Origin of the sequence: Mesorhizobium sp. KACC 23794 (assembly GCF_052180275.1) — a bacterium.
Lineage (GTDB): Bacteria > Pseudomonadota > Alphaproteobacteria > Rhizobiales > Rhizobiaceae > Kumtagia.
In genome coordinates, this window is sequence record NZ_CP197465.1 from 1,975,255 (window position 1) to 2,000,000 (window position 24,746).

At 62.8% G+C, this 24,746-nt stretch carries 22 protein-coding genes and 2 pseudogenes; 15 read left to right on the forward strand and 9 right to left on the reverse strand.

The genetic code is table 11. The features are described 5' to 3' along the window. Positions 1-126: 126 nt before the first annotated feature. From ACSBOB_RS09745 to ACSBOB_RS09755, 3 genes and pseudogenes are all read left to right on the forward strand, one after another. Complete coding sequence (locus ACSBOB_RS09745; RefSeq protein ID WP_442582208.1) at positions 127-462, forward strand: SDR family NAD(P)-dependent oxidoreductase; 336 nt, start codon at positions 127-129, stop codon at positions 460-462. After that, positions 452-625, forward strand: a pseudogene (locus tag ACSBOB_RS09750) (hypothetical protein); the annotation flags it as partial. The gene ACSBOB_RS09745 and the pseudogene ACSBOB_RS09750, both read left to right, overlap by 11 nt. Before the next feature lie 39 nt (positions 626-664). After that, a complete protein-coding gene (locus ACSBOB_RS09755) occupies positions 665-955 on the forward strand; it encodes a hypothetical protein (protein WP_442583957.1) in 291 nt (96 codons plus the stop codon). Positions 956-1,138: 183 nt separating this feature from the next. Here the strand turns inward: ACSBOB_RS09755 and ACSBOB_RS09760 are convergent. From ACSBOB_RS09760 to ACSBOB_RS09795, 8 genes and pseudogenes are all read right to left on the reverse strand, one after another. Next, positions 1,139-1,488: pseudogene (locus ACSBOB_RS09760) on the reverse strand (hypothetical protein); the annotation flags it as partial. A gap of 255 nt (positions 1,489-1,743) precedes the next feature. Beyond that, complete coding sequence (locus tag ACSBOB_RS09765; RefSeq protein ID WP_442582209.1) at positions 1,744-3,339, reverse strand: ABC transporter substrate-binding protein; 1,596 nt, start codon at positions 3,337-3,339, stop codon at positions 1,744-1,746. A gap of 121 nt (positions 3,340-3,460) precedes the next feature. Beyond that, the gene (locus ACSBOB_RS09770; RefSeq protein WP_442582210.1) at positions 3,461-4,414 is read right to left on the reverse strand and encodes a 3-keto-5-aminohexanoate cleavage protein; all 954 of its coding nucleotides are present in this window, start codon (positions 4,412-4,414) and stop codon (positions 3,461-3,463) included. Then, positions 4,411-5,193 (reverse strand): SDR family oxidoreductase, encoded by a 783-nt coding sequence (locus ACSBOB_RS09775; protein ID WP_442582211.1) that lies wholly within the window; start codon positions 5,191-5,193, stop codon positions 4,411-4,413. Before ACSBOB_RS09775 ends, ACSBOB_RS09770 begins: the two co-directional genes overlap by 4 nt. Continuing rightward, positions 5,190-7,472, reverse strand: coding sequence for a molybdopterin-dependent oxidoreductase (locus ACSBOB_RS09780; protein ID WP_442582212.1), 2,283 nt, complete (start codon positions 7,470-7,472; stop codon positions 5,190-5,192). The genes ACSBOB_RS09775 and ACSBOB_RS09780 overlap by 4 nt, the downstream gene beginning before the upstream one ends. Next, positions 7,469-8,308, reverse strand: coding sequence for a MaoC/PaaZ C-terminal domain-containing protein (locus ACSBOB_RS09785; RefSeq protein ID WP_442582213.1), 840 nt, complete (start codon positions 8,306-8,308; stop codon positions 7,469-7,471). Before ACSBOB_RS09785 ends, ACSBOB_RS09780 begins: the two co-directional genes overlap by 4 nt. A 168-nt stretch (positions 8,309-8,476) precedes the next feature. Next, positions 8,477-9,217 carry an IclR family transcriptional regulator gene (locus ACSBOB_RS09790; protein WP_442582214.1) on the reverse strand — a complete coding sequence of 247 codons (741 nt, stop codon included), beginning with the start codon at positions 9,215-9,217 and terminating at the stop codon, positions 8,477-8,479. Positions 9,218-9,318: 101 nt separating this feature from the next. Continuing rightward, positions 9,319-9,729, reverse strand: coding sequence for a rhodanese-like domain-containing protein (locus ACSBOB_RS09795; protein WP_442582215.1), 411 nt, complete (start codon positions 9,727-9,729; stop codon positions 9,319-9,321). A gap of 163 nt (positions 9,730-9,892) precedes the next feature. On the opposite strand from ACSBOB_RS09795, the gene ACSBOB_RS09800 reads away from it, so the two are divergent. From ACSBOB_RS09800 to ACSBOB_RS09855, 12 genes are read left to right on the forward strand one after another with little or no spacing between them, the layout of a single operon-like run. Beyond that, the gene (locus ACSBOB_RS09800; protein WP_442582216.1) at positions 9,893-11,044 is read left to right on the forward strand and encodes an acyl-CoA dehydrogenase family protein; all 1,152 of its coding nucleotides are present in this window, start codon (positions 9,893-9,895) and stop codon (positions 11,042-11,044) included. Beyond that, the gene (locus tag ACSBOB_RS09805; protein WP_442582217.1) at positions 11,041-11,814 is read left to right on the forward strand and encodes an enoyl-CoA hydratase-related protein; all 774 of its coding nucleotides are present in this window, start codon (positions 11,041-11,043) and stop codon (positions 11,812-11,814) included. The genes ACSBOB_RS09800 and ACSBOB_RS09805 overlap by 4 nt, the downstream gene beginning before the upstream one ends. Before the next feature lies 1 nt (position 11,815). Further along, positions 11,816-12,958 (forward strand): acyl-CoA dehydrogenase family protein, encoded by a 1,143-nt coding sequence (locus ACSBOB_RS09810; protein WP_442582218.1) that lies wholly within the window; start codon positions 11,816-11,818, stop codon positions 12,956-12,958. Beyond that, positions 12,955-14,151, forward strand: coding sequence for a trans-sulfuration enzyme family protein (locus ACSBOB_RS09815; RefSeq protein WP_442582219.1), 1,197 nt, complete (start codon positions 12,955-12,957; stop codon positions 14,149-14,151). Before ACSBOB_RS09810 ends, ACSBOB_RS09815 begins: the two co-directional genes overlap by 4 nt. Further along, the gene (hydA, locus tag ACSBOB_RS09820; RefSeq protein WP_442582220.1) at positions 14,148-15,539 is read left to right on the forward strand and encodes a dihydropyrimidinase; all 1,392 of its coding nucleotides are present in this window, start codon (positions 14,148-14,150) and stop codon (positions 15,537-15,539) included. The genes ACSBOB_RS09815 and hydA overlap by 4 nt, the downstream gene beginning before the upstream one ends. Then, the gene (locus tag ACSBOB_RS09825; RefSeq protein WP_442582221.1) at positions 15,536-16,771 is read left to right on the forward strand and encodes a Zn-dependent hydrolase; all 1,236 of its coding nucleotides are present in this window, start codon (positions 15,536-15,538) and stop codon (positions 16,769-16,771) included. The genes hydA and ACSBOB_RS09825 overlap by 4 nt, the downstream gene beginning before the upstream one ends. Next, the gene (locus tag ACSBOB_RS09830; protein WP_442582222.1) at positions 16,771-18,465 is read left to right on the forward strand and encodes a long-chain-fatty-acid--CoA ligase; all 1,695 of its coding nucleotides are present in this window, start codon (positions 16,771-16,773) and stop codon (positions 18,463-18,465) included. Before ACSBOB_RS09825 ends, ACSBOB_RS09830 begins: the two co-directional genes overlap by 1 nt. Continuing rightward, entirely contained in the window at positions 18,465-18,920 is a 456-nt protein-coding gene (locus ACSBOB_RS09835; RefSeq protein WP_442582223.1) for a MaoC family dehydratase, read from the forward strand. The genes ACSBOB_RS09830 and ACSBOB_RS09835 overlap by 1 nt, the downstream gene beginning before the upstream one ends. Next, complete coding sequence (locus ACSBOB_RS09840; RefSeq protein WP_442582224.1) at positions 18,917-19,924, forward strand: ABC transporter permease; 1,008 nt, start codon at positions 18,917-18,919, stop codon at positions 19,922-19,924. The genes ACSBOB_RS09835 and ACSBOB_RS09840 overlap by 4 nt, the downstream gene beginning before the upstream one ends. Further along, positions 19,921-20,781: an ABC transporter permease gene (locus ACSBOB_RS09845; protein WP_442582225.1), complete on the forward strand. Its 861-nt coding sequence runs from the start codon at positions 19,921-19,923 to the stop codon at positions 20,779-20,781. The genes ACSBOB_RS09840 and ACSBOB_RS09845 overlap by 4 nt, the downstream gene beginning before the upstream one ends. Further along, on the forward strand, positions 20,778-21,746 hold the full coding sequence (locus tag ACSBOB_RS09850; RefSeq protein ID WP_442582226.1) for an ABC transporter ATP-binding protein: 969 nt from the start codon (positions 20,778-20,780) through the stop codon (positions 21,744-21,746). Before ACSBOB_RS09845 ends, ACSBOB_RS09850 begins: the two co-directional genes overlap by 4 nt. Next, positions 21,743-22,741: an oligopeptide/dipeptide ABC transporter ATP-binding protein gene (locus tag ACSBOB_RS09855; RefSeq protein ID WP_442582227.1), complete on the forward strand. Its 999-nt coding sequence runs from the start codon at positions 21,743-21,745 to the stop codon at positions 22,739-22,741. Before ACSBOB_RS09850 ends, ACSBOB_RS09855 begins: the two co-directional genes overlap by 4 nt. 1 nt (position 22,742) lies before the next feature. Here ACSBOB_RS09855 and ACSBOB_RS09860 read toward each other — a convergent pair whose 3' ends face one another. Beyond that, positions 22,743-23,702: a DMT family transporter gene (locus ACSBOB_RS09860; RefSeq protein ID WP_442582228.1), complete on the reverse strand. Its 960-nt coding sequence runs from the start codon at positions 23,700-23,702 to the stop codon at positions 22,743-22,745. Positions 23,703-24,746: the final 1,044 nt, after the last annotated feature.

A 24,746-nucleotide genomic window follows, 5' to 3' on the forward strand; every position in this document is an offset into this window, starting at 1 on the left:
ACTGCATTGGTGCTGACACATCAGAACGCCCTCACCATTCGACAGATACCCCGTGCGGCGATTGCGGCGACGCTCCTCGCCAGTTGGATCGCCTCTTGCACCTTTCGGCATGACTTGGAGAACTAAATGTCCAAAACTTGGCTCATTACCGGCAGCGCCAGCGGCATCGGCAGAAGCACGGCGGAAATAGTCGCTTCACGCGGCGACACCCTCGTAGCGACCGCCCGGCATATCGACAGGCTTTCGGACTTCAAGCAGCGCTATCCTGAAAACGTCGTTCTCGTCGAACTCGACGTTACCGACATGAAGGCCGCCCAGAATGCCGTGGACACCGCTGTCCGCACATTCGGCCGTCTTGACGTGCTGCTCAACAATGCCGGCTATGCTCACGTCGCTCCGTTTGAACAGACCACCGAGGCCGATTTCAAAGCCGAGATCGACACGAATTTTTATGGGTTGTGAACCTGACCCGCGCCGCGCTCCCGTCCATGAGGAGACAAAGATCGGGACATATCATCAACATCTCGTCCAGTTCGGCCCGCTTCGGAGTCCCGGAGCCACCGCCTACGGCGCCGGAAAGTGGGCGGTCAGCGGTTTCACAGCATCGCTGGCGAAGGAGGTCCTGCCATTCGGCGTCAAGGCCATCGCCATCGAGCCGGGCAGCATGCGAACGAACTGGACGCGGGTGGCCCGCGGCCACGTCCTTCTATTGCTCGATGAATATGATCCCAGCATTGGCGAGATCATGCGGATGACCGAGAATTATGCCGGCAATGAGCCCGGCAATCCAGACAAGGTCGCCGGTGTGATCTTCGACCTGTCGCGTGCGGATGATTCGCCCGAGCAACTAATTCTTGGGAGTGATGCGTTGGCCCGGGTCGCAAAGTCGGATGCTGTCCGATCCGTGGCCGCGCTTCGATGGGACAAGATCAGCCGATCCACGGACTTTGAATGAAGGGTTGCAGGAGGTCGTGAAACATCTTTCACCAGCAGACTTCGCTGCAGCGCTTCGCCGTGCTGCTGAACGCACTCAGCCTGTCTTCATCGAGATCATTCGTATAATCCCGAACCAATCTGGCAGGGATCATCATAGATGACCTGACCACGCCCAAAACTTCCGTGTCGCCCGTGTCCCGACGAGGAGTACGCGCCGATGCCGATCGATAGGCCTCGATGTGATCCTAGAGGCCACCGAGGTTTAGAAGAACCAGTCGAAATGGCTTGCACCCGAAATAAGACGAGTTGGCTTCCTTGAAAGTGATGGAAGGGATCAGAACTTCCCAGCCCTTGTCGCCTTCGCTCCACCGGATCTCCCCGCGCTTCATGTCTGCGAGCCTGCACTCGGACCGCGGTAGCTTGCCCGTTCATAAACCATCAACTGCGTAGGTTTTTCTGACGCAATCCGAGGTGCAGCCCGAAGCGCAGCCTCAGGAACGATCGGACTGCTTCCGCTGCCGGACGACGATAGAATCTGCATCTGGTCTCGTCGAACGCCCCGAGCGCCGGTGTCGTCAAGGGGCGATGCCGCCATCGCCGATCGCGGGCTTGTGGTGCCGATCAGGCCACCCGCTGATGTGGCGGCCCATAGCCAAGTCGTGCACGCGCACGGCACCAATATCAATCAGTTCCAAAGTCCGCCGAAATCGCAGTCGGCATTTCTGGAGCGAACTCCGCCTCAGAACTCGTCGCCGATTGGAGGGCACCATTTGCCGCGCGGCGCATGGTGCCGTCTCCGGGGGTGACTCAGCCGCGGGTCAAAGGCCGGAAATCGAGCTGCCGATGGAAGGTGTAGCTGTAATTCTCGACCGACTTGACCATGCCGGTGTCGAGCGACGGATGCCACAGCAGGATGATTGGAATCTCATTCTTCACCAGCTCGATCATCCGCTTGATATCCGCGTCATAGACCGCCTGGTCGGTCTCATAGCGCGTCTTGTCGACCAGCGTGATGAACTCCGGATTCTTATAGGCCCCGAAGTTCCACCGGGTGTCGCCATAATAGAAGACGCGGAAGAAGTAGTCCGGGTCGAGGAGGTAGGAGGTCGATCCCTCGAAATAGAAGGGGATCTTCTTTTCCTGGAGGAGCGTGCCCAGCTGCCCCGCGGGAACCTTGTCGATGGTCACGCGGATGCCGATCTGGCCGAGCGCTTCCTGCAAGAGCAGCGCGACCGGCTCGGCGACCGTAGCCAGCGACAGTTCGAACGAGAAGGTGGTATCGAAGCCGTCGGCATGACCGGACTCGGCCATCAGCGAGCGGGCCTTGTCGAGGTCGGTCGAATAGCCGAGCGGCTGCGGGAACTTCGTGGTTTCGGGAGCACCCGGCTTGCCGCCGTACAGCGCTTCGCCCCGGCCGAACAGCGCCGCCTGGAACATGGCTTCATACGGCAGGGCATAGGCGATTGCCTGGCGTACGCGCAGATCGTTGAAGGGCGCTATCTGGTTGTTCATGCCGATGAACTGGAAGCTCGATGTCGGCACCCCGACGACCTTGACGTTGTCGTTCTTCAAGAGTTCGATCACGTCCTTGGGCGGAAGGTCCTGCGCGATGTCGGTGTCGCCCTTGATGAGCGCCGCGACGCGGCTTTCGGCCGCCGGAACGGTCTGCCAGAGGACCTGCTCGAAACCCGGGAGTTCGCCCGATTTCCAGTCCGCGAAACGCTCGAACAGAATGCGCTCGCCGATATTGGCTCTTGCCACCTTGTAGGCGCCGCCGCCAGCCGGATTTGACTTCAGCCATTCCGACGCAAGGGGATCGGCATCGGTGGCGTGCTGCAGCGCCAGCTTCGAATTGACGATGATCGGATAGGTCAGGGCGAGGTTCGGAAGAGCGAAACGATCCGGCTGGGGCAAGTCGACGCGTACGGTGTGAGGGTCGACCACAACGAACTGCGAGGCTTCCGTCATCGAGCCTGTGGTGAACTGGGCAAGGCCGATCCGGCTCGCGACGACACGGTCGAGAGACCATTTCACGTCGTCGGCCGTGACCGGGCTGCCGTCATGGAAGACGGCATCCTTGCGCAGATGGAAGGTGATCGATTTCTTGTCCTCGGAGACTTCGTAGCTTTCGGCCAATTCCGGCTGGATGTCGAAATAATCGTAGTAGCCGATTCCGTCGTCCCGCTTCTTGTAGCCGAACTTGATCAGGCGGTCGTAGACATTCCAGGTTATCTGCAGGGAATTGCGGTTCACACCGACCGAGAAACTGTCGAAGGAGTTGGCGGCTCCTTCGCTCAGGACCCGCAGGCTGTTGGCGCGAGACTGGGCGAACGCCCACTTCGCGGGGAGCATTGTGGCTGCCCCGAGGGCGCCGCCGAGTGCCAGGAATTCACGTCGTTTCATGTCAGTCTCCGTGGATTGATCCGGTTCGGATCTCGTTCACCCTTAATTCCATGCAGCGCTCTTCTTTTTTGTTCTGCCGGGGCGTGGCTGCTGCCGTCACCCGCCCGGATCAAACCGCCGGTCAGTAGGCGACCTTTTCAACTCCCTTCAGTCCCAGCATCCGACGCGCATCCGCCGGTGTGGCGATTTCCTTGGTCAGCCCTTCGATCACGCCGCGGATCATCGTGACCTGCTCGGCATTGGACCGCGCCAGGCGGCCTCGCCCGGCGTAGAGGCTGTCCTCCAGCCCGACCCGCACATTGCCGCCCATGGTCGCCGCCATGGTCGCCATGTTCAGTTGATGGCGTCCGCCGGCAAGTACCGACCATTGATAGGTATCAGCGCCGAAGAGGCGATCGGCAGTCTCTTTCATGAACATCAGGTTCTCCGGGCCGGGACCGATGCCCCCGAGCGTGCCGACGATCAACTGGAGGAACATCGGGGTTTGGACCAGTCCCCGATCGAGCATATGCGCAAGATTATAGAGATGGCCGACATCGTAGCACTCGAACTCGAAACGTGTTCCGCCCTTGCCGAGCGAGGCGAGGATGGTTTCGATGTCGCCGAAGGTGTTGCGGAAGATCGCGGTGCGGGAGGCTTCCAGATAATCCTCCTCCCAGTCGAACTTCCATTTACCCTTGTACTTGTCGATCATCGCGTAGGTGCCGAAATTCATGGAGCCCATGTTGCAGGAGCAGAGTTCCGGCGACGCAGTGGACGGAGCATGAAGGCGGTCCTCGATCGACATAAAGGTCGAGCCGCCAGTGGTCATGTTGAGGATCGCGTCGGTTTGGCTGCGGATCGAGCGCAGGATGTGGAGCCAGATATCCAGATTGGCGGTCGGACGGTGCGTTTCAGGGTCGCGCGCATGAAGATGGATGATCGCGGCCCCGGCCTTCGCCGCGTCGATCGCCTGCTCGATGATCGCGTCCGGCGTTGTCGGCAGGAACTCCGACATGGTGGGCGTATGGGTGGCGCCCGTTATCGCGCAGGTGATGATCGCCCGGTCGCGGTCGGCTTTGTCGATGGTGCTCATTCCGTGTACTCCAGTCCGCCGCAGATCTGCATCACCTGCCCGGAGATGGGCCGACCGGAAGGCCCGGTCAGGTAGACGACAAGCGCCGCGATTTCTTCGGGTTCGACCATGGTTTTCATCGAAACGGCGCGTAGGGCGAGGGCGGCCATTTCGTCGTAGCTGATGCCGCGTTTGCTGGCGCGGTCCGTGAAGACGCGCTTGATCCGGTCACCGGAAACGACGCCCGGCGCGATGGCGTTGACGCGGATCTGGTCGGGACCCAGTTCGACCGAAAGCGCGCGGGCGAACGAGATGACCGCCGCCTTCGAGGAGGCGTAGGGCGAGCGCAGGCCGAAAGCGTATTTCCCGGCAACCGAAGCCATGCAGACGATCGAGCCGGACTGGTTCTTCTTCAGGTGTGGAATGGCCGCGCGGGCCATGAAGAACTGGCCATTCACATTGACTTCGAAACAGCGTTTCCAGTCTTCGGTGCTGATCTCCTGAACGGGTGCGGCCGGGCCGGCAATGCCGGCATTGTTCACCAGGATGTCGAGGCCGCCCATGTCGGTCGTGGCGGCACGAACGAAGGCATCGCAGGCCGCAGGGTCCGCCACGTCGCAAACCATGATGTTTATGCCGGGCAATTGCGCCCTTGCTTCAGCAAGTGCGGATTCGGCGATGTCGCAGATCCAGATCCTTGCGCCCAGATCGTGCATTGCCTGCGCAATGCTCAGGCCGATGCCGCTTGCGCCGGCGGTGATGATCACCCGCTGGTTGGCCCAATAGTCTGCACTTGTCATGTCAGTTCCCGATACTCCAGTTCAGGTGGCTCGAAGGCCCGTACTTCCGGCGCCTCGCCCTCGAATTTCTCCACGAAGACAATGGTCGTGTGGGCCGTCGGCCCTTGCGCCAGCCGCGAGGTTGGCTTGTCGAGTGTCAGCACATTGACATTGCCATGCCGGTCAAGCCCTTCGGCGTCGAGGTCGAGCCAGGCGCCGGTCGACATCTGTAGCACGCCCGGGGCAATATCATTGCTGAGGATAGCGCCGCCGAGACACGAGCCCCGTGCGGATCGGACGAGAATGACGTCGCCATCGCGAATGCCGCGCTTGCCCGCTTCCGAGGGGTGAATCCGGGCAGGCTCCCGTCCGCCGATCTTTCCGTTGCGGGAGTGCCGGCCGAGATCGAGTTGGCTGTGCAGTTTGCGCGATGGCTGGTTGGATACGAGGTGAAGCGCACCTTCAGGCGCGTTCCCCAGCCATTCGGCTGGTTCGAACCAGGTCGGCTGACCCGGACAATCGTCGTAGCCGAAGCCTGCCACGCACTCCGAGCGGATTTCGATCCGGCCGGACGGCGTCGGCAGCGGGTGGGCAACGGGATCGCGGCGGAAATCCTGCATCAGCGCCTTGGGCTCGATGCGAGGCTCGAACCTGTGTTCGCCCATCGCCCAGAACGTTTCGAAATCCGGGAGGTTGTAGCCATGGCGCACGGCCACGGCAACGCTCTCGCCATATATGTGCCGCAGCCAGTCCATCTCGTTGCGGCCCTCGGTGAACTGCTCGCCGAGACCGAGTTCGCTGCCGACCATTGCCAGGATGTCGTAGTCGTTGAGCGCCTGGCCGGCCGGTGCCAGCACCTGTTTCATCGCCACCAGATGCGGCTCGGCCTTGGCGATGCCGAGATCGTTGCGCTCGATCGGCAGGGTGCAAGGCAGGACGATGTCGGCATGCCGGGCGATGGCGTTCCACAACGGTTCCTGCACGACCACGAGATCCGGCTTCTTCCAGACACGATGGAGTCGCCTCAGGTCCTGCTGGTGATGAAATGGATTGCCACCGGCCCACCAGATCAGGCGGATGTCCGGATAGAGATGGCGCTCGCCATTATAGTCGAAAGGAGCGCCTGGATGTTCGAGCATATCTCCCAGTCGCGCGACCGGTATGAAGCGACGGACCGGGTTCGAGAACTGAGGGAAGGCCGGCCAGGAAAAAGGCAGCGGTGCGTTCCCCACGCGGTTTGCGCCCGCATAGCCGGTGCCGAAACCGCCCCCAGGCAGGCCGATCTGCCCGAGCATTGCCGCTAGTGTGACGAGCATCCACACCGGCTGCTCGCCATGATCCGCTCGCTGCAGCGACCATGACAGCGACAGCATGGTGCGGCTCTTCGCCATGCGCCGCGCCAGGTCCCGCATGAGATCGGGTGAAAGACCGGTGATGGCGGATGCCCATTCCGGTGTTTTCGGCGTTCCGTCGCTTTCACCCAGGAGATAGGCGCGGAACTCGTCGTAGCCGACCGTGTGGCTGGCCAGGAACGCACGGTTTGCAAGCCTTTCCGTATCGAGGACATAGGCGAGGCCGAGCATTAGCGCGACGTCGGTGTTCGGGCGCGGCGCGATCCATTCGGAGTCCAGCGCCGCATCGACGTCGTCTCGCAACGGGCCAATGTTGACGAAACGGGTGCCGCGCGCCCGGGCGGCGCGTAGCTGCTCGGGAACGCGGTGCCGGCTGACGCCGCCGGCGCTGACCTGCGCATTCTTGAGCGGCAGTCCGCCGAATGCCACAAAGAGTTCGGTGTGGCCGACGATCAACTCCCAAGGCGTCTGGTTGTCGGCCATCCCGTCCTGGCTGCCGATGATGTGCGGCAGGACAACCTCGGCGGCGGCGTGACTGTGGGTATTGACGGAGCGCACGTAACCGCCCGCCAGATTGAGAAAGCGATGTATCTGGCTCTGCGCGTGGTGGAAGCGGCCGGCGCTGGCCCAGCCGTAGGAGCCGCCGAAGATCGCCTCGTTGCCGCTTTCGGCAATGATCGCGCGCATGTGCCCGGCCAGCACGCGCGTGGCATGTTCCCACGACGTCGGCACGAAGACGTCCTCGCCACGGGCCGCGCCGCTGTCGCCAGCCAGATAGCCGCGCCGGATCATCGGCTGCCCGATACGCATGGGACTGTGAACGGCGTCCAGATAGTTGTCGCTGATGCGCGAATGATTGGGATCGTCCGCCGATGGAGACATCGCGACGAGCCGGCCACCCTCGACGACCGGATACGCAATGCCCCAATGGCTGAGGGTCGCGTTCATGCCGGATCGATCTCGGCGATGCCGCCGTCGAGAACCGGACTATCCCGCTCGACGGTGCGCGCGGCGAACCGCACGTTGCCGCCATCATGCCAACAGGAGAGCGTCATGCGCTCGCCGGGATATAGCGGGCCGCTGAACCGTGCCGCGAAGCGGGTCATGCGCGCAGGGTCCCCGCCGCAGAACTGCATCAGGATTTCGTGGCAGACGAGGCCGAATGTATTCGCGCCATGCATGATAGGCCGGTCGAAGCCGGCGGCGCGGGCAATCTCGGGCACGGCATGCAGCGGGTTCAAGTCTCCCAGCAGCCTGAAGAGAAGCGGGCTGTCGGCCCGGCTTTCGATTTCCAGGGTCTTGTCCGGCCGTGCCTCGGGATTGCGGATGATCTCGAAGCTCTCGCCGCGATTGCCGCCGAAGCCGCCGCCGCCCATGACGACCATATTGGAGTAGGATGTGAAGATGGCATCGGCGCCGTCGAGGACCTCGGTCTTCAGCAGCACCATCGCCGGTCGGCCTTCACCCTTGTCTGTCATCCCGGCTACGGAGGGGCGGATTGTCAGGCGGCCGGAGGCAGCGAAAGGCTTGCGCATCCGCAGGTCGAGCCCGCCATGCACGACGTCGGCGAGATCGATGCCGGCGTCGGGCAGCCATGAATCGTCGAAACAGAGGTTCTGACCAAAACTCGGAAGGACCTTTAGCCCGTCTTCAAAAACGAAGGAGAGATCGCCATGCGCTCCAGCACCACTGCACAATGCATAGAGCATGGCGTCGCGCTCGCTGTAGGTGGTCTGCCGCTCCGGCATCCTGAGTGCGAGGATTTTGTCGGGGTCGATCGCCACGCCAACCTTCCTGATCCCATTGGTTGGCCAAACCTTGCACCTTGTTTCGAGAATTGCAACAGGGTGCCGAATATTGAAACACCTTTTCTTGGACGAGTGGCCGCAGGCAGCGGCAAGCCTGCCGCCACCGGCCGCAATATTCGATGTCGGATGCTTATCCTTGAACCGCTACGCGCTGAAGCCGATCTGTTCGGAGAAACGTCGCGCGACTTCCATAACGTTCTTCATGAGCCGTGGCATGGCCTTGGGTGCGAGACGGAAGGTGGGAAGGCTGATGCCGATCGTTCCGTATGCGATGCCGTCCGTTCCGATCACCGGCGCCGCCACGCCCGAGACGCCTTCGCGATATTCGTCAATGCCGACCGTCGCGCCGCTCCGGCGCGCTTCATCGATATCGGCCTGCAACGCCTCGACGTCGGTGATCGTCTTGTCGGTGAAGCGGATCAGTTTGAGATCCGCCAGCTTCGGTTCCGGCTCAGCCATCAGGAACGCCTTGCCGAAGGAAGAAGCGTGAACCGGCGAGCGGCTGCCCAACGGCGCGATTGCCTGCAGGTGCTGCGCGCAATCGACCTTTTCCACAATGATGACATCCGCCCCGTCGCGGCGCGTCAGAAGAGCGGTTTCGCCCGTCGCGTCGACAAGCTCCTGAAGGTAGGGTCTGGCGGCCGCCCGCAGGTCTTGGCGGTGGAATGCACGGACACCGATTTCCCACATCCGTGTGGTCATCATGTAGCGCCCGTTGGGCTCGTCCTGCGTGACGTAACCCAACTGCGACATGACTTCGAGCATGCGGAAAGTGGTGCTTTTGTTCATTGCGGCGGCCCGCGACAGCTCTGCCATGCGCACGGGTGCGTCATAGCTCGACAGCAGTTCAAGTAGCGTGAGCGCCTTTTCGACAGTGCCGCTCATGACTATTCCTCCGCCACATCCGTCGACTCAGCCATCGACCATAATTCTCTCAATTAAGCGAAAATCCTCCTACCGCGACCGGGCGTTGTAGGACAAGCATTTCACGGACGCTTGAGCTCCACTGCCTCGACCGCGCCGCCGGAGTTCTTCCAGTTTGTGAAGCCGCCCTCGATATGCGCAACCGGAGCGAGGCCCATCTCCTGGGCAGTCTGGGTCGCGAGCGCCGAACGCCAGGCCGACGCGCAATAGAAGACGAAGGTTTTGTCTTCCTGGAACACTGGTTTTGCGTAGGGACTTTGGGGATCGATCCAGAATTCCAGCATGCCCCGCGGGCAGGAAAAAGCGCCGGGGATCTTGCCCTCGCGCTGCAACTCACGCGGATCGCGCAGATCGACGAACACGACATCGTCCTTGCCATGCATCGCCAGCGCCTCGTCCATGCCGAGTGTTCTGATCCTGGCATTGGCTTGCGCGATCATGTCCTTGACCGGTCTGGTGATGTTCGACGGCATGGTGCCAGGTCCTCGCTCAATCAAGACTGTGCCGATCGTTTTGTCGGCGGCGGTCTCACTATACGCGCATTGACAAGTTGTGCAAATTGATAAAACGTGGTGTCAAATATTGAAACGTTCGGGCACCGTGGGGACGGTGACCCAAACACGGAGTGTCAGAAGCGTGTCTCTTACCGATGACCAGCGGATGATTGCGGATGGCGTACGCGCCTTCGTCGAGCAGGAACTCATTCCGCATGAAACACTCGTGGAGGAAAAGGATCAGGTTCCTCCCGACCTGTTCGCCGAGCTTAAATCCAAGGCGATAAAGGCCGGATACTACGCGCTCAACATGCCCGAGGAACTCGGAGGTGGCGGGCTGGGACAGTCGCTGCGTTCGGCGGCCGAAATCGAGTTCGGCCGGACCACGAGAGCACTCTCCATCATCTGCAATCGACCCGCACCAATCCTCAAGAGCTGCGTCGGCGACCAGGTCGAAACCTATCTGAAGCCGGTCATCCGCGGAGAGCGCTGGGAGTGCTTCGGGCTGACCGAGCCAGGCGCGGGTTCGGATGCGCGCCAGATATCAACCAAGGCGGTTCGAGACGGCGACGATTATGTGATCAATGGCGAGAAGATATTCATCACCATGGCGATGGTGGCTGACTTCATCATCCTGTTCGCGGTCACCGGCGTGGACGAAGCGCCCAAGGGGCCGCAGAAGCGGATCACCTGCTTCCTGGTCGACAAGAACCTTCCGGGCGTTTCGGTGCGGCCGCTCGCGCTGGTCGGCAATCGCGGGTTCAAGTCCTGTTCGATCGCTCTTGAGGATGTGCGCGTTCCCGCGCGCAACATTCTCGGCGAAGAAGGTGGCGGCTTCGCCATAGCCAAGAGCTGGATCTTCTCGGGGCGTATCATGCTTGCCGCGAATATGGTCGGCCTTGCAGAGCGCGCGATGGGGATCGCAGCGACGTATGCCAACACCAGGCGGGCCTTCGGCAAGACCATAGGCGAGTTCCAGGGTACGTCGTTCAAGCTGGCCGACATGGCGATGGAGATACAGGCGACGCGGCTTCTGGTGCTGGACGGAGCCGCCAAGCTCGAGGCCGGCACGATCACGCAGCGTGAGGCCTCGATCGTGAATCTGTTCGGGTCGGAGATGGCAGGCCGGGTGACGGACAACGCTCTCCAGATGCTGGGTGGAATGGGTGTCTCGAAGGAATGGCCGATCGAGCGCATGTGGCGCGATGTCCGCGTCGAGCGCATCTGGGAGGGAACCTCGGAGATCCATCGCGATCTCATTTCGCGCGATATCCTGCGGGAGTTTCGCGTATGAGCCGGGTCAGGACCGAGGTAAAGGGAGATGTCCTGGAGATTACGTTCGACCACGCTCCCGCCAACGCGATAGACCAGAAGGCGAGCCGTGATCTCGACGCCGCGCTGACACGGCTCAACGAGGATCCGTCGCTGCGTGTGGGTATCGTCACCGGCGCTGGCGAAAGGATGTTTTCTGCCGGGTGGGACCTGAAAGCGGTCGCCGCGGGGGAAGATGGCGAGGATTTCGGGCCGCACGGTTTCATGTCGCTGAACCGCCACGACCTCATCAAGCCGATAATCTGCGCGGTCAACGGGCTGGCGGTTGGCGGCGGTTTTGAGTTCGCTCTCTACTCCACCCTGGTCATCGCTGTGCCTGAAGCCGAATTCGGGCTGCCGGAGTTGCAGCGCGGCTTCATCCCGGAAGCGGGCGGCCTCTGGCGGGCTCACCGGCGCCTGCCGGTCAACGTCGCGTCCGAACTCCTGCTGACAGGCCGTCGGCTGACTGCCGAGGAGGGGCTTCGCCACGGTTTCATCAACCGGATTGTTGCGCGTGAAAAGTTGGTGCAGACCGCACACGACATGGCCGCCCAGATCATTGCCGGTGCGCCGCTGGCCGTGGCGGCCCTCCTGGAGGTAACGCGCGAAGTCGAGAGCCTGTCCGATCGTGCGGCCTTCGAGCGGCTTTATGCCGGCCTTCCGTGGCGTGATCGGCTGCGTACCTCCGAGGACTACAGGGAGGGACCGCGGGCCTTTGCGGAAAAACGCACTCCTCGCTGGACAGGGAAGTAAGATGGATTTTGAGATTTCGGACGAACAGCGCCTGATGCGGGATAATCTCCGGGCATTTCTGACCCGCGAGTGCCCGATCGAGTATGTTCGCGAGTGCGACGAGCAGGAGCGTTTCCCGGTCGAACTCTACCAGAAGCTCGCAGCCGAGGGATGGCTGGGACTGCCGATCCCGGAAGAATATGGCGGCATGGGCGGAAGCTGCACCGATCTCGCCGTGTTCCTCCAGGAACTGGCTTATCATTTCGAGGCGGCGGCGAACCTCTACTATACGACGATCGTGATCGCGACGGACGCGCTGGTCCATTTTGCCAGCGAGGAGCAGAAGCGCGAATTGCTGCCGAAGCTCGCACGCGGAGAAATCCGCTTCGCATTGTCGCTGTCGGAACCGAATTCCGGCTCGGACGCCGCCTCGCTGCGCACCCGGGCCGTGCTTGAGGGTGACGAATGGGTCATCAATGGCCAGAAGATGTTCTGCTCGGCGGCACAGATCGCCGATTACATCCTGCTGATGGCGCGCTCGGACGTGGAGGCGCCCAAGCACAAGGGCATCACCATGTTCTTGTTGCCGGCGAAGACGAAGGGCGTAGAGATCAGGCGGCTCAAGAAGCTCGGTCTCAAACCCATGGACCTGAACGAGATATTCCTTACCGACGTGCGGCTGCCGAAGGATGCGATCATCGGTGAGCTGAACAAGGGATGGACCAACGTCCTCAAGACGCTCGACTATGAGCGCTGCTGCCTGTCGGCGGTCAATGTCGGTGCGGCGCAGAAAGTGCTGGACTACGTCCTCAACTACACCGGCGAGCGCGAGCAGTTCGGACAGAAGATCAACAGCTTCCAGCTGACGCGCGCCAAGCTTGCCGACATCGACATGGAGATCGAAGCCGCGCGGCTGCTGCTCTACCGCTCGGCCAACCTGGTCGATCGTGGAATTCCAAACAACAAGGAAAGCGCCACGGCGAACCTTTATTCGTCCGAGACCTATGTCCGCGCGGCGCTCAACGGAATGCGGATGATGGGCGGCTGGGGCTACCTGATGGAATATGACATGCAGCGCCATTTCCGCGATTCGAAACTGGCGGAAATCGGCGGCGGCACCTCCGAAATCCTCCGCATCATCATCTCGCGCGAACTGACGAAATGAGCGGCGCGCCCGATTCCCGGCCCAGGCTGCGGATCAGCACCCGCGCCGTCCATTCCGGGCTCAATCCAGCCGAGAATTCGGGCGCGATCACCGCGCCGATCTTCCAGTCGGCCACCTTCGTGGCCGCCGACACCGCGGAATTGATGGCGATCAACACAGGAGAACGGCGCGGCTACGTCTATTCGCGCATTCGCAATCCCACGGTACTCGCCGCCGAGCAACGGGTGGCGGCGCTCGAGGAAGCGCATTCCTGCGTGCTTTTCTCATCCGGCATGGCGGCGATCGCCGGCGCAATCGCACCTTTTATTAGGGCCGGTGACGATCTTGTTGCCTTGCCCGACATTTATGGCGGCACCGCCAAATATCTGCGCACCATCCTTCCCGCCCAGGGGGTGAACGTGATCTGGGCGAAGGGTCTGGAGGCTGCCGATGTGGCGGCCGCCGTCACGCCGAAGACCCGGGTCATCTATGCCGAAACCCCGACCAATCCGCTGGTGCGGGTGGTCGACCTCGTCGCCATTTCCGAGGTGGCGCGCGGGATCGGCGCGAAATTGATCGTCGACGGCACGCTTGGCAGTCCGATGAACCAGCGGCCGCTGACGCTGGGGGCAGATGTCGTCGTGCATTCGGCGACGAAATATCTCAACGGCCATGGCGATCTCCTCGTCGGTGCAGTGTGTGGCGACCGTGCGCTGACCCGCGACATACGCAACCTCCAGCAGGTGTCCGGCGCTGTCGTCGACGCCCATTCGGCGTGGCTCCTGATGCGGGGCATGGCCACCTATGCGCTCAGGATGCGGCAGCATAACATGTCCGGCCATGCGATCGCCGAGTTTCTGGCCGGGCGTGCGGAGGTTGCTCGCGTGCTCTATCCGGGCTTGCCTGACCACCCCGACCACGCGCTTGCCCGCAGGCAGATGTCCGGCTTCGGCGGGCTGATGTCCTTCGAGATGCACGACGCCGAAGCTGCTCAGGCGGTGGTCGATCGAACCCGGCTCTTCGGCATCGGTCCGTCCGTCGGCGGCGTGGAAAGCCTGATCTCGCAGCCCGGCAACACCTCGCATTTTTCGGTCCCTCCGGAACAGCGGCACGCTATGGGCATCTCGGACAAGCTGGTGCGCGTCTCAGTCGGTATAGAAGACATAGAAGACCTGATTGCAGATCTGGAACAGGCGCTGGAGGCCGCGCGGTGACTTTGATCGTAACAGGCGGAAAGGTCGTCACGCCGGAGGGCGCACGCTATCTCGACGTGGTCATCGAGGGCGAGGCCATCGCCGCGTTGCTGCCACCGGGTGAAGCTGTCCGCGCACATTCGGGCGCCGAGCTTGTGGACGCCACGGGAAAGCTGGTCATTCCTGCCGGTGTCGATCCGCATGTGCATCTGCTCGTCGGCTTCATGGGGCAGCGCTCGGTCTATGATTTCGGTTCCGGCGGCATCGCGGCATTGCGCGGCGGCACGACCGCGATCGTCGATTTCGCCCTGCAGCGCCGGGGTGGCTCGATGCTGAAGGGTTTGGCGCATCGCCGCAGGCAGGCCGAGGCCAACGTCACGCTGGACTACGGGCTCCACCTGATCGCAACCGATGTGAACGAGACAACGCTTGCCGAACTCCCGGAATTGCGCGCGCAGGGCGTGACCACCTTCAAGGTCTATACCGTCTACGAAGAGGACGGCCTGAAGCTTGAGGACGGACAGCTTTATGCCTTGATGGCCGAGGCAGCGCGAAACGACATGTCCATCGTGCTGCATGCCGAGAATGCCGGCATCGTCGAGCGCCTGCGCGGGGAGGCGGTTGCTGCCGGCCACACGGAACCGCGCTGGCATGCCCTGACGCGTCCGCCAATCGTGGAGATCGAGGCCATAGGGCGCGCCATCGCCTTTTCGCGCGCCACCGGCTGTGGCGTTCATATCCTGCACCTCGTCGCAGCAGATGCGATTGCGCTGGTGAAGGCGGCGCGGGCCGAAGGCCTGCCGGTTACCGCAGAGACATGCACGCACTATCTGGCGCTGACCGACGAGGCGCTGGAGCGCGGGAACGGCCACGAATTCATCCTGTCGCCGCCGCTGCGGGATCGCGCCAACCAGGATCGCCTCTGGCAGGGGCTCGTTGAAAAAGGCCTGCAACTCGTCGCGTCGGACGAGGTCTCCTATTCGGCGCAGGCGAAGGCGCTCGGTCTGCCTTCCTTCGCAAACGTCGCGAACGGCATAACCGGCATCGAGGCGCGCCTGCCGGTGCTGTTCACTCTGGGCGTCGACCAGGGGCGGATAGGCCTGCAGCGTTTCGTAGAACTGTTCTCGACCTGGCCTGCGGAGATATTCGGCTTTACGGGAAAAGGCAGGATTGCGCCGGGATATGACGCGGACCTGGCCATCATAGATCCGGTCACCCGCCGAACCATGTCTCCGGCCAGCGACTACGGCGACATCGGCTACAATCCCTATAGCGGCATGGACCTGACCGGTTTTGCCACCGAGACCATCTATCGCGGCAAGGTCGTGGTCAGGGACGGGGTCTTTCTGGGGCGGGAAGGGCAGGGCCGTTTCGTCGCCCGGGCATCGGCCAAGAGGCCGGCTCCATGAACTTCCGCCGCGACTTCTCCGCGCTTGCCGGGATCGGAGCCGATCCTACCGGCGGCTGGTCGCGACCAGCCTTCGGTCCTGCCGATATCGCCGCGCACGAATGGTTTCTGGCGCAAGGCCGCGCCAGCGGCCTGGAAGCCTCCTATGACAGTTTCGGCAACGCCATCCTGCGACTGGAGGGTGAGGGGCCCGCGATCCTCATCGGTTCGCACCTCGACACGGTGAAAAATGGCGGCGCTTTTGACGGCGTGATCGGTGTGCTGGCCGGGCTCGAGGTCGCGCGGCGCATCAAGGCCGAAGGTACGCCCGGGGCGCCGGTCGAGGTCATAGCCTTTCGCGACGAGGAAGGACGCTTCGGCCCGTTCACGGGCAGCCGCGCCATGGCCGGTCTGCACGACGAGGAAGCGCTGACGCGCGCGCGCTCGCCCGATGGCGTGAACCTGTCCGAGTCCATGGCGCAGGCAGGCTTTGAGCTGGGCAATGCACCGAGAGACTGGGGTGCGGTCGCGGCCTGGCTGGAGCTTCATATCGAGCAGGGGCCGGTTCTGGCGGATGCCGGCGTGCCGCTTGGCATTGTGACCTCGATCGCCGGACAGGAGCGTCTGTCCCTGAAATTTGCGGGGCAGCCCGATCATGCCGGCACTGTGCCGATGGACTTGCGGCGTGACGCCTTCGCCGGCGCCGCGCGTTTTGCGGTGGCGTTTCGCGAAGAGGTTTTGGCGACGGGCGACGGCGATCTGCGGGGCACGATCGGCATCATCCGCGTTTCGCCCAACCAGGGCAACGTCGTGCCTGGCGAGGTGACGCTCGGCCTGGAAATGCGCAGTACCAATTCAGCCACATTGGCAAAGCTTCTCGACAGCGTTGCGGAACTGGCGAACAGGATCGCCGCGGAGGAGAAGCTCGAACTGCGGATACGGAGTACCTATTCCGACACGCCGGTCCCGATGGCGGACTGGTTGCAACGTACATTGGCATCATCGGCCGCAAGCCTTGGACATCCGGCCATGACGCTTCCATCCGGGGCCAACCATGATTCCGGCATCATCGGCCGGATTGTGCCGGCCGGGATGCTGTTTGTGCCGTCGGTCGGCGGGCGCAGTCACTGCCCGGAAGAGGAAACCGACCTCGGCCAGATCGAGGCCGCGATCGATGTCCTGCATCGGACGGTCGTCGAATTGCGCCGCGACGACAGACGCATCGCCGCCCATCCATCCGGAATCGCCGGCTGATGCAGGAGGCTCTGTCCCGCGATAGCACCTATCCGTTCGAGGTCGGTCCGCAGTCGCCGCTGTGGCCGGCGGAGGATCCGGGCGAAATCACGGTGCCCGGCGGCAATCTGGCTTCCGACCTCGTTCGCTCCGCCGCTGCCTTTCCCACCCAGGTGGCGATGTTTTACTACGGTACGACCTACAGCTACGCGGAACTCCTGAGGGACGTGGAGCGGCTCGCGGGATGGCTTGCCCAGCAGGGGCTGAAGCGTGGCGACCGGGTCATGATCGACCTGCAGAACTGCCCGCAATATGTAATCGCCTTCTACGCGGTGCTGCGCGCGAACGGTGTCGTGGTTCCGGTCAACCCGATGAACACGACGGACGAACTCGCCTATTTCGCGACTGACAGCGGGGCACGTTTTGCCATCGTCGGCGAGGAAGTGCTCGATCGCTTCGCGCCGCTCGTCGGCACCTCGTTCGACCGGATCGTACGCGTCCGCTATGCCGACATGGCGCCGGGCGGCGCCTCCGATCTGCCGGAGGTGATGCGCATGGCCGCACCTGCGTCGAGCGAAGGTTTCACGGATCTGAAAACAGCGTTGGCGGAGGATTGGCCGGCGCCGGCTCTGCTTTCGGGCGACGATGAACTGGCAGTGCTGCCCTACAGTTCGGGCACGACGGGCCGACCCAAGGCCTGCATGCACAGCCACCGCGGTGCGCGGTTTGTCACGAAGGCGCAGGTGCGCTGGTATCGCCTCGACAGTCACTCCGTCATGACAAGCTTCATGCCGCTGTTCCACGTCGCCGGCATGATGGCGTCGATGACCTCCGCGATCCAGTGCGGCGCCGCGCTGATCCTGATGACCCGGTGGGACGCCGAAGCCATACCCGTGCTCTTCCGCCGTCATCGCCCGACCTGGTGGTCGGCCGCGCCGACCATGGTTATCGATGTCCTGGCGTCCAAAGGGTTTACCGACGACTGCTTCTCCAGTCTGAAGGTCATGACCGGCGGTGGTGCGTCGATGCCGGCTACGGTGGTGCGACGCCTGAGGGAGCGGTGGGGGCTCCGCTTCGCGGAAGGATATGGCTTGACCGAGACCATATCGGCCACGCATCTGAACCCGCTCGACGCGCCGAAACCGCAGTGTCTCGGGCTGCCGATCTACAACACCCATGCCCTGGTGGCCGATCCCGAGACGCTCATGCCTTGTGCGCAGGGCGGTTTGGGCGAAATCCTCATCAGTGGGCCGCAGGTCATGCAGGGCTACTGGAACCGCCCGAAGGACACCGCCGAAGCGCTGATCGATTTGAACGGACGGCGGTGGCTGCGCACCGGCGATCTGGGCTATGTCGATGCCGATGGCTACTACTTCATCGTGGATCGGCTGAAACGCATGATCAACTCATCGGGCTACAAGGTCTGGCCGGCCGAATGCGAGATGCTGCTCTACAGCCATCCCGCGGTGGCGGAATGCGCGGTCATCTCCGCGCCGGACGCGCGGCGTGGCGAGAAGGTACGGGCCGTGGTGGTGCTGCATCCGGACCAGCGCGGCAAAGTCAGCGAAAACGACATCATTGATTTCGCGCGGACTCTGATGGCCGCCTACAAGGTCCCTCGCGAGGTCGAGTTCCGCGATGCCCTGCCACGTTCGGGCAGCCGCAAGGTCGACTGGCGCGCGCTTCAGGCCGAAGCGTGGGAGGGGCACGTATAATGCCCCAGCTGTGGTATGAGGATTTCGTTCCCGGCACGATCATGAACAGCGCGCCGCGTCGGATCGAACTGGCCGATATCGATGCCTATGCGCGGCTGACGGGCGAGGCCCACCCTGTCCATATGGACGACGCGTTCGCGCGCGCGGCGGGTTTTCCCGGCCGTATCACGCACGGACTGTTCAACCTCGCGCTGATCGAGGGGTTGAAAGCGACGTTCGGCTGCTTCGAGCGGTCCGTGATCGCCTCGCTCGGGTGGAACGACGTCAAGTTTCCCGCTCCGCTGCTGCCCGGCGAAGAGGTGCATCTGCGCCTTGAATTTGTCGACCGGCGTCCAACCAGGACGCCAGGCCGTGGGCTTGCCACCGAGCGTGGTTTTCTGGTCAAGTCTGACGGCACGGTGGTGGTCAGCGGCGATCATGTCATTCTCCTCCTGAACCGGCCGGAGGATGAATGAACGGCATCGTCCTGCGCCTTCTGTCGGCCGTACCAACGTTGTTCGGCGTGGTGCTCGTGACCTTCCTGCTCACGCGGGTGCTGCCGGGCGATCCGGCGGTTTTCTTCGCCTCTAACCCGTCAATGACAGCGCAGGACATAGAGGCGGTGCGCCAGAGCCTGGGCCTCGACAAGCCGCTTCCGGAGCAATTCCTGATCTACCTTGGCAACCTGCTTCAGGGCGATCTCGGTAACTCGCTCAGCACGGGGCAGCAGGTGTTGACGGAATTCGCCAACCGGCTGCCGGCCTCCGCGGAACTGACCTTCCTCGCATTCTTCATCGCCGTTGGGGTGTCGCTGCCGCTCGGCATCGCGGCGGCGCTACGCCCGGGATCGCTGATCGACCACCTGTCGCGCCTCATCGCTACTTTGGGCGTGTCGATGCCGACATTCGTGACGGGCCTTCTGCTTATCTTTCTCTTCTATTTCATGCTCGGCGTCGCTCCCGAGCCGATCGGCCGGCTGGATCCTTTCCTGTTCGAGCCGGACAGGGTGACCGGATTCTACACGATCGATGCGCTCGTCGCCGGCGATTTCGAACTCTTCACCGCCGCGCTCAAGCAGATGATCCTGCCGGCTGTCACGATGGCGCTTTTTGCTCTCGCGCCGCTCACCCGCATGGCCAGGGCCTCCATGCTGGAGGTGCTTGGCTCGGAGTTCATCAGAACCGCCAGAGCCTCCGGCCTGTCGCGCCGCAAAATCATCATGACCTATGCGTTCCGCAACGCGTTGCTGCCGATCGTCACGACGATGGGGATGACCTTCTCCTATATGCTGGGCGCCAACGTCCTGGTGGAACGCGTGTTCTCGTGGCCGGGCGTCGGGGCCTTCGCCGTGGATAGCATCATCAACCTGGACTATGCGCCGCTGCAGGGCTTCATGCTGGTCATGGCGGGCATCTTCATCCTGGTGAACCTGACGACGGACGTCGTGGTTGCCCTGATCGATCCGAGGGCCACGCGATGACGGCAATCGCGATCAGGGAACGGATGCAGGTCGTGCGCCATGTGGTGCTGGGCAACCCGCTCAACGTCGTTGCCTTTGGCCTCTTCCTGCTCATTCTGCTGGTTGCCATCCTGGCTCCTTCCCTGGTTCCGCACGACCCATTGAAGACCAACCCTGCCCATGCCCTGCAGGGGCCATCGGCCGCGTTCTGGTTCGGCACGGACCAGTTGGGGCGCGACATTTTTGCCCGCGTCATGGTCGCCACCAGGCTCGACCTCATGATCGCCTTCGGAGCCGTGATCCTCTCATGTCTCGTCGGCTCGCTCATCGGTGCGATGATCGGATATTGGGGCGGCTTCTTGGATGGCACCGTCTCGCGGATGGTGGATGTGCTCATGGCCTTTCCGCTGTTCGTGCTGGCCATGGCGATGGTCGCCGCGCTGGGCAACACGGTCGCCAATGTCGTCTACGCGACGGCGGTGGTGAACCTGCCCTTCTACATCCGCCTGGCGCGCAACGAGATACGCGTGCGTCGCGGGCTTGGCTATGTCGAGGCGGCCCGTGTGGGCGGTTCCGGAGACTGGCGGATCCTGACTCGATTCCTGATCCCGAACATGGCAGCTCCGCTTGTCATCCAGGCATCGGTCAATCTCGGCTGGGCGGTCCTCAACGCCGCAGGCCTGTCGTTCCTTGGCCTTGGCGTCCGTGCGCCGACCCCTGAATGGGGCATCATGGTTGCCGAAGGGGCTCGCTTCATTGCCTCAGGGCAGTGGTGGGTCGTTCTTTTTCCCGGCCTCGCGCTGATGATCACGGTCTTCGCGTTCAACCTGATGGGCGACGCGCTTCGGGACATCCTTGATCCGAGGATGCGGACATGACCGGTCCGCTTCTGTCGGTCCAGAATCTTACGGTCGATTTCATCACGCGCCATGGCACGGTGCATGTGCTCGATGACGTATCGTTCGATATTGGCGACGGTGAGATGGTCGGCATCATCGGGGAGTCGGGATCGGGCAAGTCGGTGACGGCCTATTCGATCATGCGCATTCTCGATCACGCAGCGCGCATCCGCTCCGGCGAGATTCTGTTCCAGGGCCGCAATGTGCTCGGCATGGAACGCTCGGAGCTCGATCGGTGGCGCGGCAAGGCCGCTTCCATCATCTTCCAGAATCCCCGGACGGCGCTCAATCCCATTCGGGCGGTGGGCGATCAGATCGCCGACGTTCTGGCACGCCACATGCCCGCGCCCGCCTCCGAAATCCGCGCCAGAACCATCGGGGCGCTGAAGCAGGTACGCATTCCTGACCCTGAACGGCGCAGCAAGGCCTATCCGTTCGAACTGTCCGGCGGGCTTTGCCAGCGGATCGGCATCGCCATCGCATTGGCTTGCGCGCCGCGTCTGCTGATCGCCGACGAGCCGACGACCGGCCTCGATGTGACGACGCAGGCCGTCATCATGGACCTCATCCGCAATCTCGCCCGCGAACGGGGAATGTCGGTCGCCCTCATCACCCATGATCTCGCCCTGGCGTCCGAATATTGCGACAGGCTGATCATCATGCACGCGGGGCATGCGGTCGAAGTCGCGCCGACGGCGGAGATCATCGCTCGCCCGCGCCATCCCTATACCGCCCAGCTTCTGCGCTCCGTTCCTTCGCTTGTCGACACCATCGGGGAATTGCAGGCGATCAGGGGCTCGCTGCCTGACCTGCGCCGCATCGACCTGCCGTTTTGCCGTTTTGCCGAGCGCTGCGACCGCCGCCTGCCGGTCTGCGACGCAGAGAAGCTGCACCTCGGCCCTGTCGCGGACCGTCACGCGGTCGCCTGCAGGAATCCGCTATGACCGCTTTGCTGGAAGCGCGAAACCTCAAGAAGCATTTCACGCTGGCTGCGAAATGGCCATTTTCTGCGCCGCCGAAGCTGCATGCCGTCGACGGGGTCGATCTGGTCATCAATCCGGGCGAGGCGGTGGGGCTGGTCGGGGAATCGGGTTGCGGGAAATCGACGCTGTCGCGGCTGGTTTCGCGTCTTCTCGACGCAACGGAGGGCCAGCTTCTCCTGGAGGGCGAGGATATCGGACGGCTGTCCGCCGCACGCTTTGCCCGGTCGGATCTGCGGCGGCTGATACAGATGGTCTTCCAGGATCCGACGGAAAGCCTTAATCCGCTGTTTACGGCATTCGACCTCATCGCCGATCCGGCGAGAATGCTGCTGCCCCGGACGGGCAAGGCTGAATTGCGGCGGCGCGTGGAGGCGGCGGCCGAGGCCGTCAACCTGCCGCTGCCCCTGCTGTCGAGGCTGCCGCATCAGCTCTCCGGCGGGCAGAAAGCGCGGGTCGGCATTGCGCGCGCGATCGTCGTCGAGCCGCGATTGCTCGTCCTGGACGAGCCGACCTCGGCGCTCGACGTGTCGGTTCAGGCGACCGTCTTGCAGCTTCTTGACCAACTGCGGCGGGAGCAGGGGATCGCGCTGCTTTTCGTCAGCCACGATCTCAATGTCGTGCGGCTGCTCTGCAGCCAGATCGTCGTCATGTATTTGGGGCAAGTCGTGGAGCGCGGACCGTCCAGCGAGATCTACGCAAGCCCGTCCCACCCTTACACCCGGTCGCTGCTCTCCGCGATCCCCACCCTGCGGCCCGGCAAGCTTGAGCGGATCAAGCTTGAAGGCGATCCGCTGAGTCCGATCTCGCCGTCCTCCACGCAATGCAGATTCTGCGGGCGCTGCCCGATCGAACGGGGGGCGTGCAGGACGTCGATGCCGGCGCTGAGGGAGGTCGCGCCCGGCCGACAGGTGCGCTGCCACTTTGCCGAAGAGGCGCTTGCGGCCGCGCCGACGTGACCTACCGGCGCTGGCGGCCGAGCGTGTAGAGGCCGCTGAGGATTATCGTCGCAGCGCCTGCATAGGTCCAGGCGTCCGGCAGGTTGCCGAACAGCAGATAGCCGAAGAGGATGGACCAGACGAGGCTGGTGTAGAAAATCGGCGCGAGTACCGACGCCCGCTCATGATACAACGCCTTAATCGTCAGATATTGGGCCATGGTGCCGAAAAGTCCGGTCGCGAGACCAAGGCCGAGAGACAGGATATCCGGCTTGACCCAGACGAACGGGACCAGCACGGAGGTCAGCGCAAAGCCAACCAATCCGGCGTAGGTCATCGACACGAGCAGGCTGTCAGACACGCTCATCAGCCGGGTAACCACAAGCGCGAAAGCCCAACTGGTAGCGGCGGCAAGCGGAAAGACCATGTAGATGCTGAAGTCCGGCGTGCCGGGCCGCAGCACCATTGTCACTCCCACCAGCCCGATCGCGATGGCCGTCCATCGACGCAGGCCGATGATCTCGCCCAGCAGCGGAATTGCCAGCGCGGTGACGACCAGAGGCGACACGAAAGAAATGGCGGTAACCTCCGCCATCGGCAGCATGGAGAGGGACGTGATGAAGAACGTCGCCGCGCCCACCGCTGCCGCTCCTCTCAGAATCTGAAGGCCCGGCAGCCGGGAGCGCAAGGTCTTGGCCGGACCGGCGAGCAGGGCAACCCCAACCATGATTGCCGCGAATACGGCATAGCGCATCCATGTGACCTGCACCGGAGGGAGCGACGCCGTCATCAGTTTCGCGACGGCCTCCGAACAGGATTGCACCGCCACGGCGGCAATCATCAGCAGGATGCCTCTGAAGCGGCCGGGCTGTTCACCGTTTTTGTGTTTTGACGAAGGGGCAGGGGTCTGTGAGTTGCTGTGCACCGCCCGCCCTGACGCAAATCGGTTCAATATTTGAAACGTAATTTCATCATCCTGCACGCCGCGAGGCGCATACTCAAGCGCGGATTTGAAAAGTTTTGTGCTTCAACACACGCAAGTTTGGCGGCCTGGCCCTGAAGCCCTCCAGGCGAATTAAACCGTCCGGTATTTGCCGAAGGTCCTTTGGATTGAGTGGCGCAGCCACGGCTGGCTCCTGCCGCGTGGCGTAGGAGTGGTGGCTGACGCCATGAAAAGACCGAGATCGCCCGTCGGCCGCTCGACAGTGCAGCGTGCTACCATGACGTCCTCCCGCATCATCTGTGCCAGATCTTGCGCGCCGCGGACCTCGGAGTTCCCGGCGACGACGCGCTCAATCTCGGCCTGTTTCGCCTATCTGTTGATCGTCCGACCCGCGCAGCCGACCTTCGTCGCGATCGAACTGAACGCAACGCAATGTAACGCAATGTAGCGAGAGGTAACTGCAATCCGGAACTGGCCGCACGACACGCCTCCGCACCTCGGGCAGAATTTGTGCGTCCTCTTACTCACGTTGGCTCGACCTTCTCAGGGATTGGAGCCCTCGCATGTCCGCGATGGTTCGACGTCTTTTGCAGTTCGGGATTGTGGTTGCGAGCCCCTCGGTTGTGAGTTCCTCGGTGTAGGCACCTCGGCTCGGGGTTCTTTGGGGCTGCGGTTTGGCTTCGTGTACGGCGGCGTTGAGTGATTATGGGGAATCGATAGCCGGATATGGGTTTTGGTTTGATTTTCCGCTTGGAAAGTGTGCGCGAGGGGGGGGTGTTGCGGGGATTGGGGCTTGTCTGTTGGGGGTTGACGCAGGGTCTTTGGGGTTTTTTTGGGATTGTCGCAAAAAATTCAAGAAAGGGGGAAAAGGTTGTTGACAGTTTGGAGGGGCGGCGACTATATACGCCTCACCAACGAGGGCGGCGCGCCGCTGGCGACGAAGAAGTTCGCTTCTAAATCTGCCCTCCGAGAAATTCAAGAGAGCCGCGTGAGCGACACTCGACGGGCCCGAAGCCAAAAGCGGAATGGGCCGCGACACCGCGTCTGCGTGGTGTCTGTTCTTTGACAATTGAAGATTGAAGA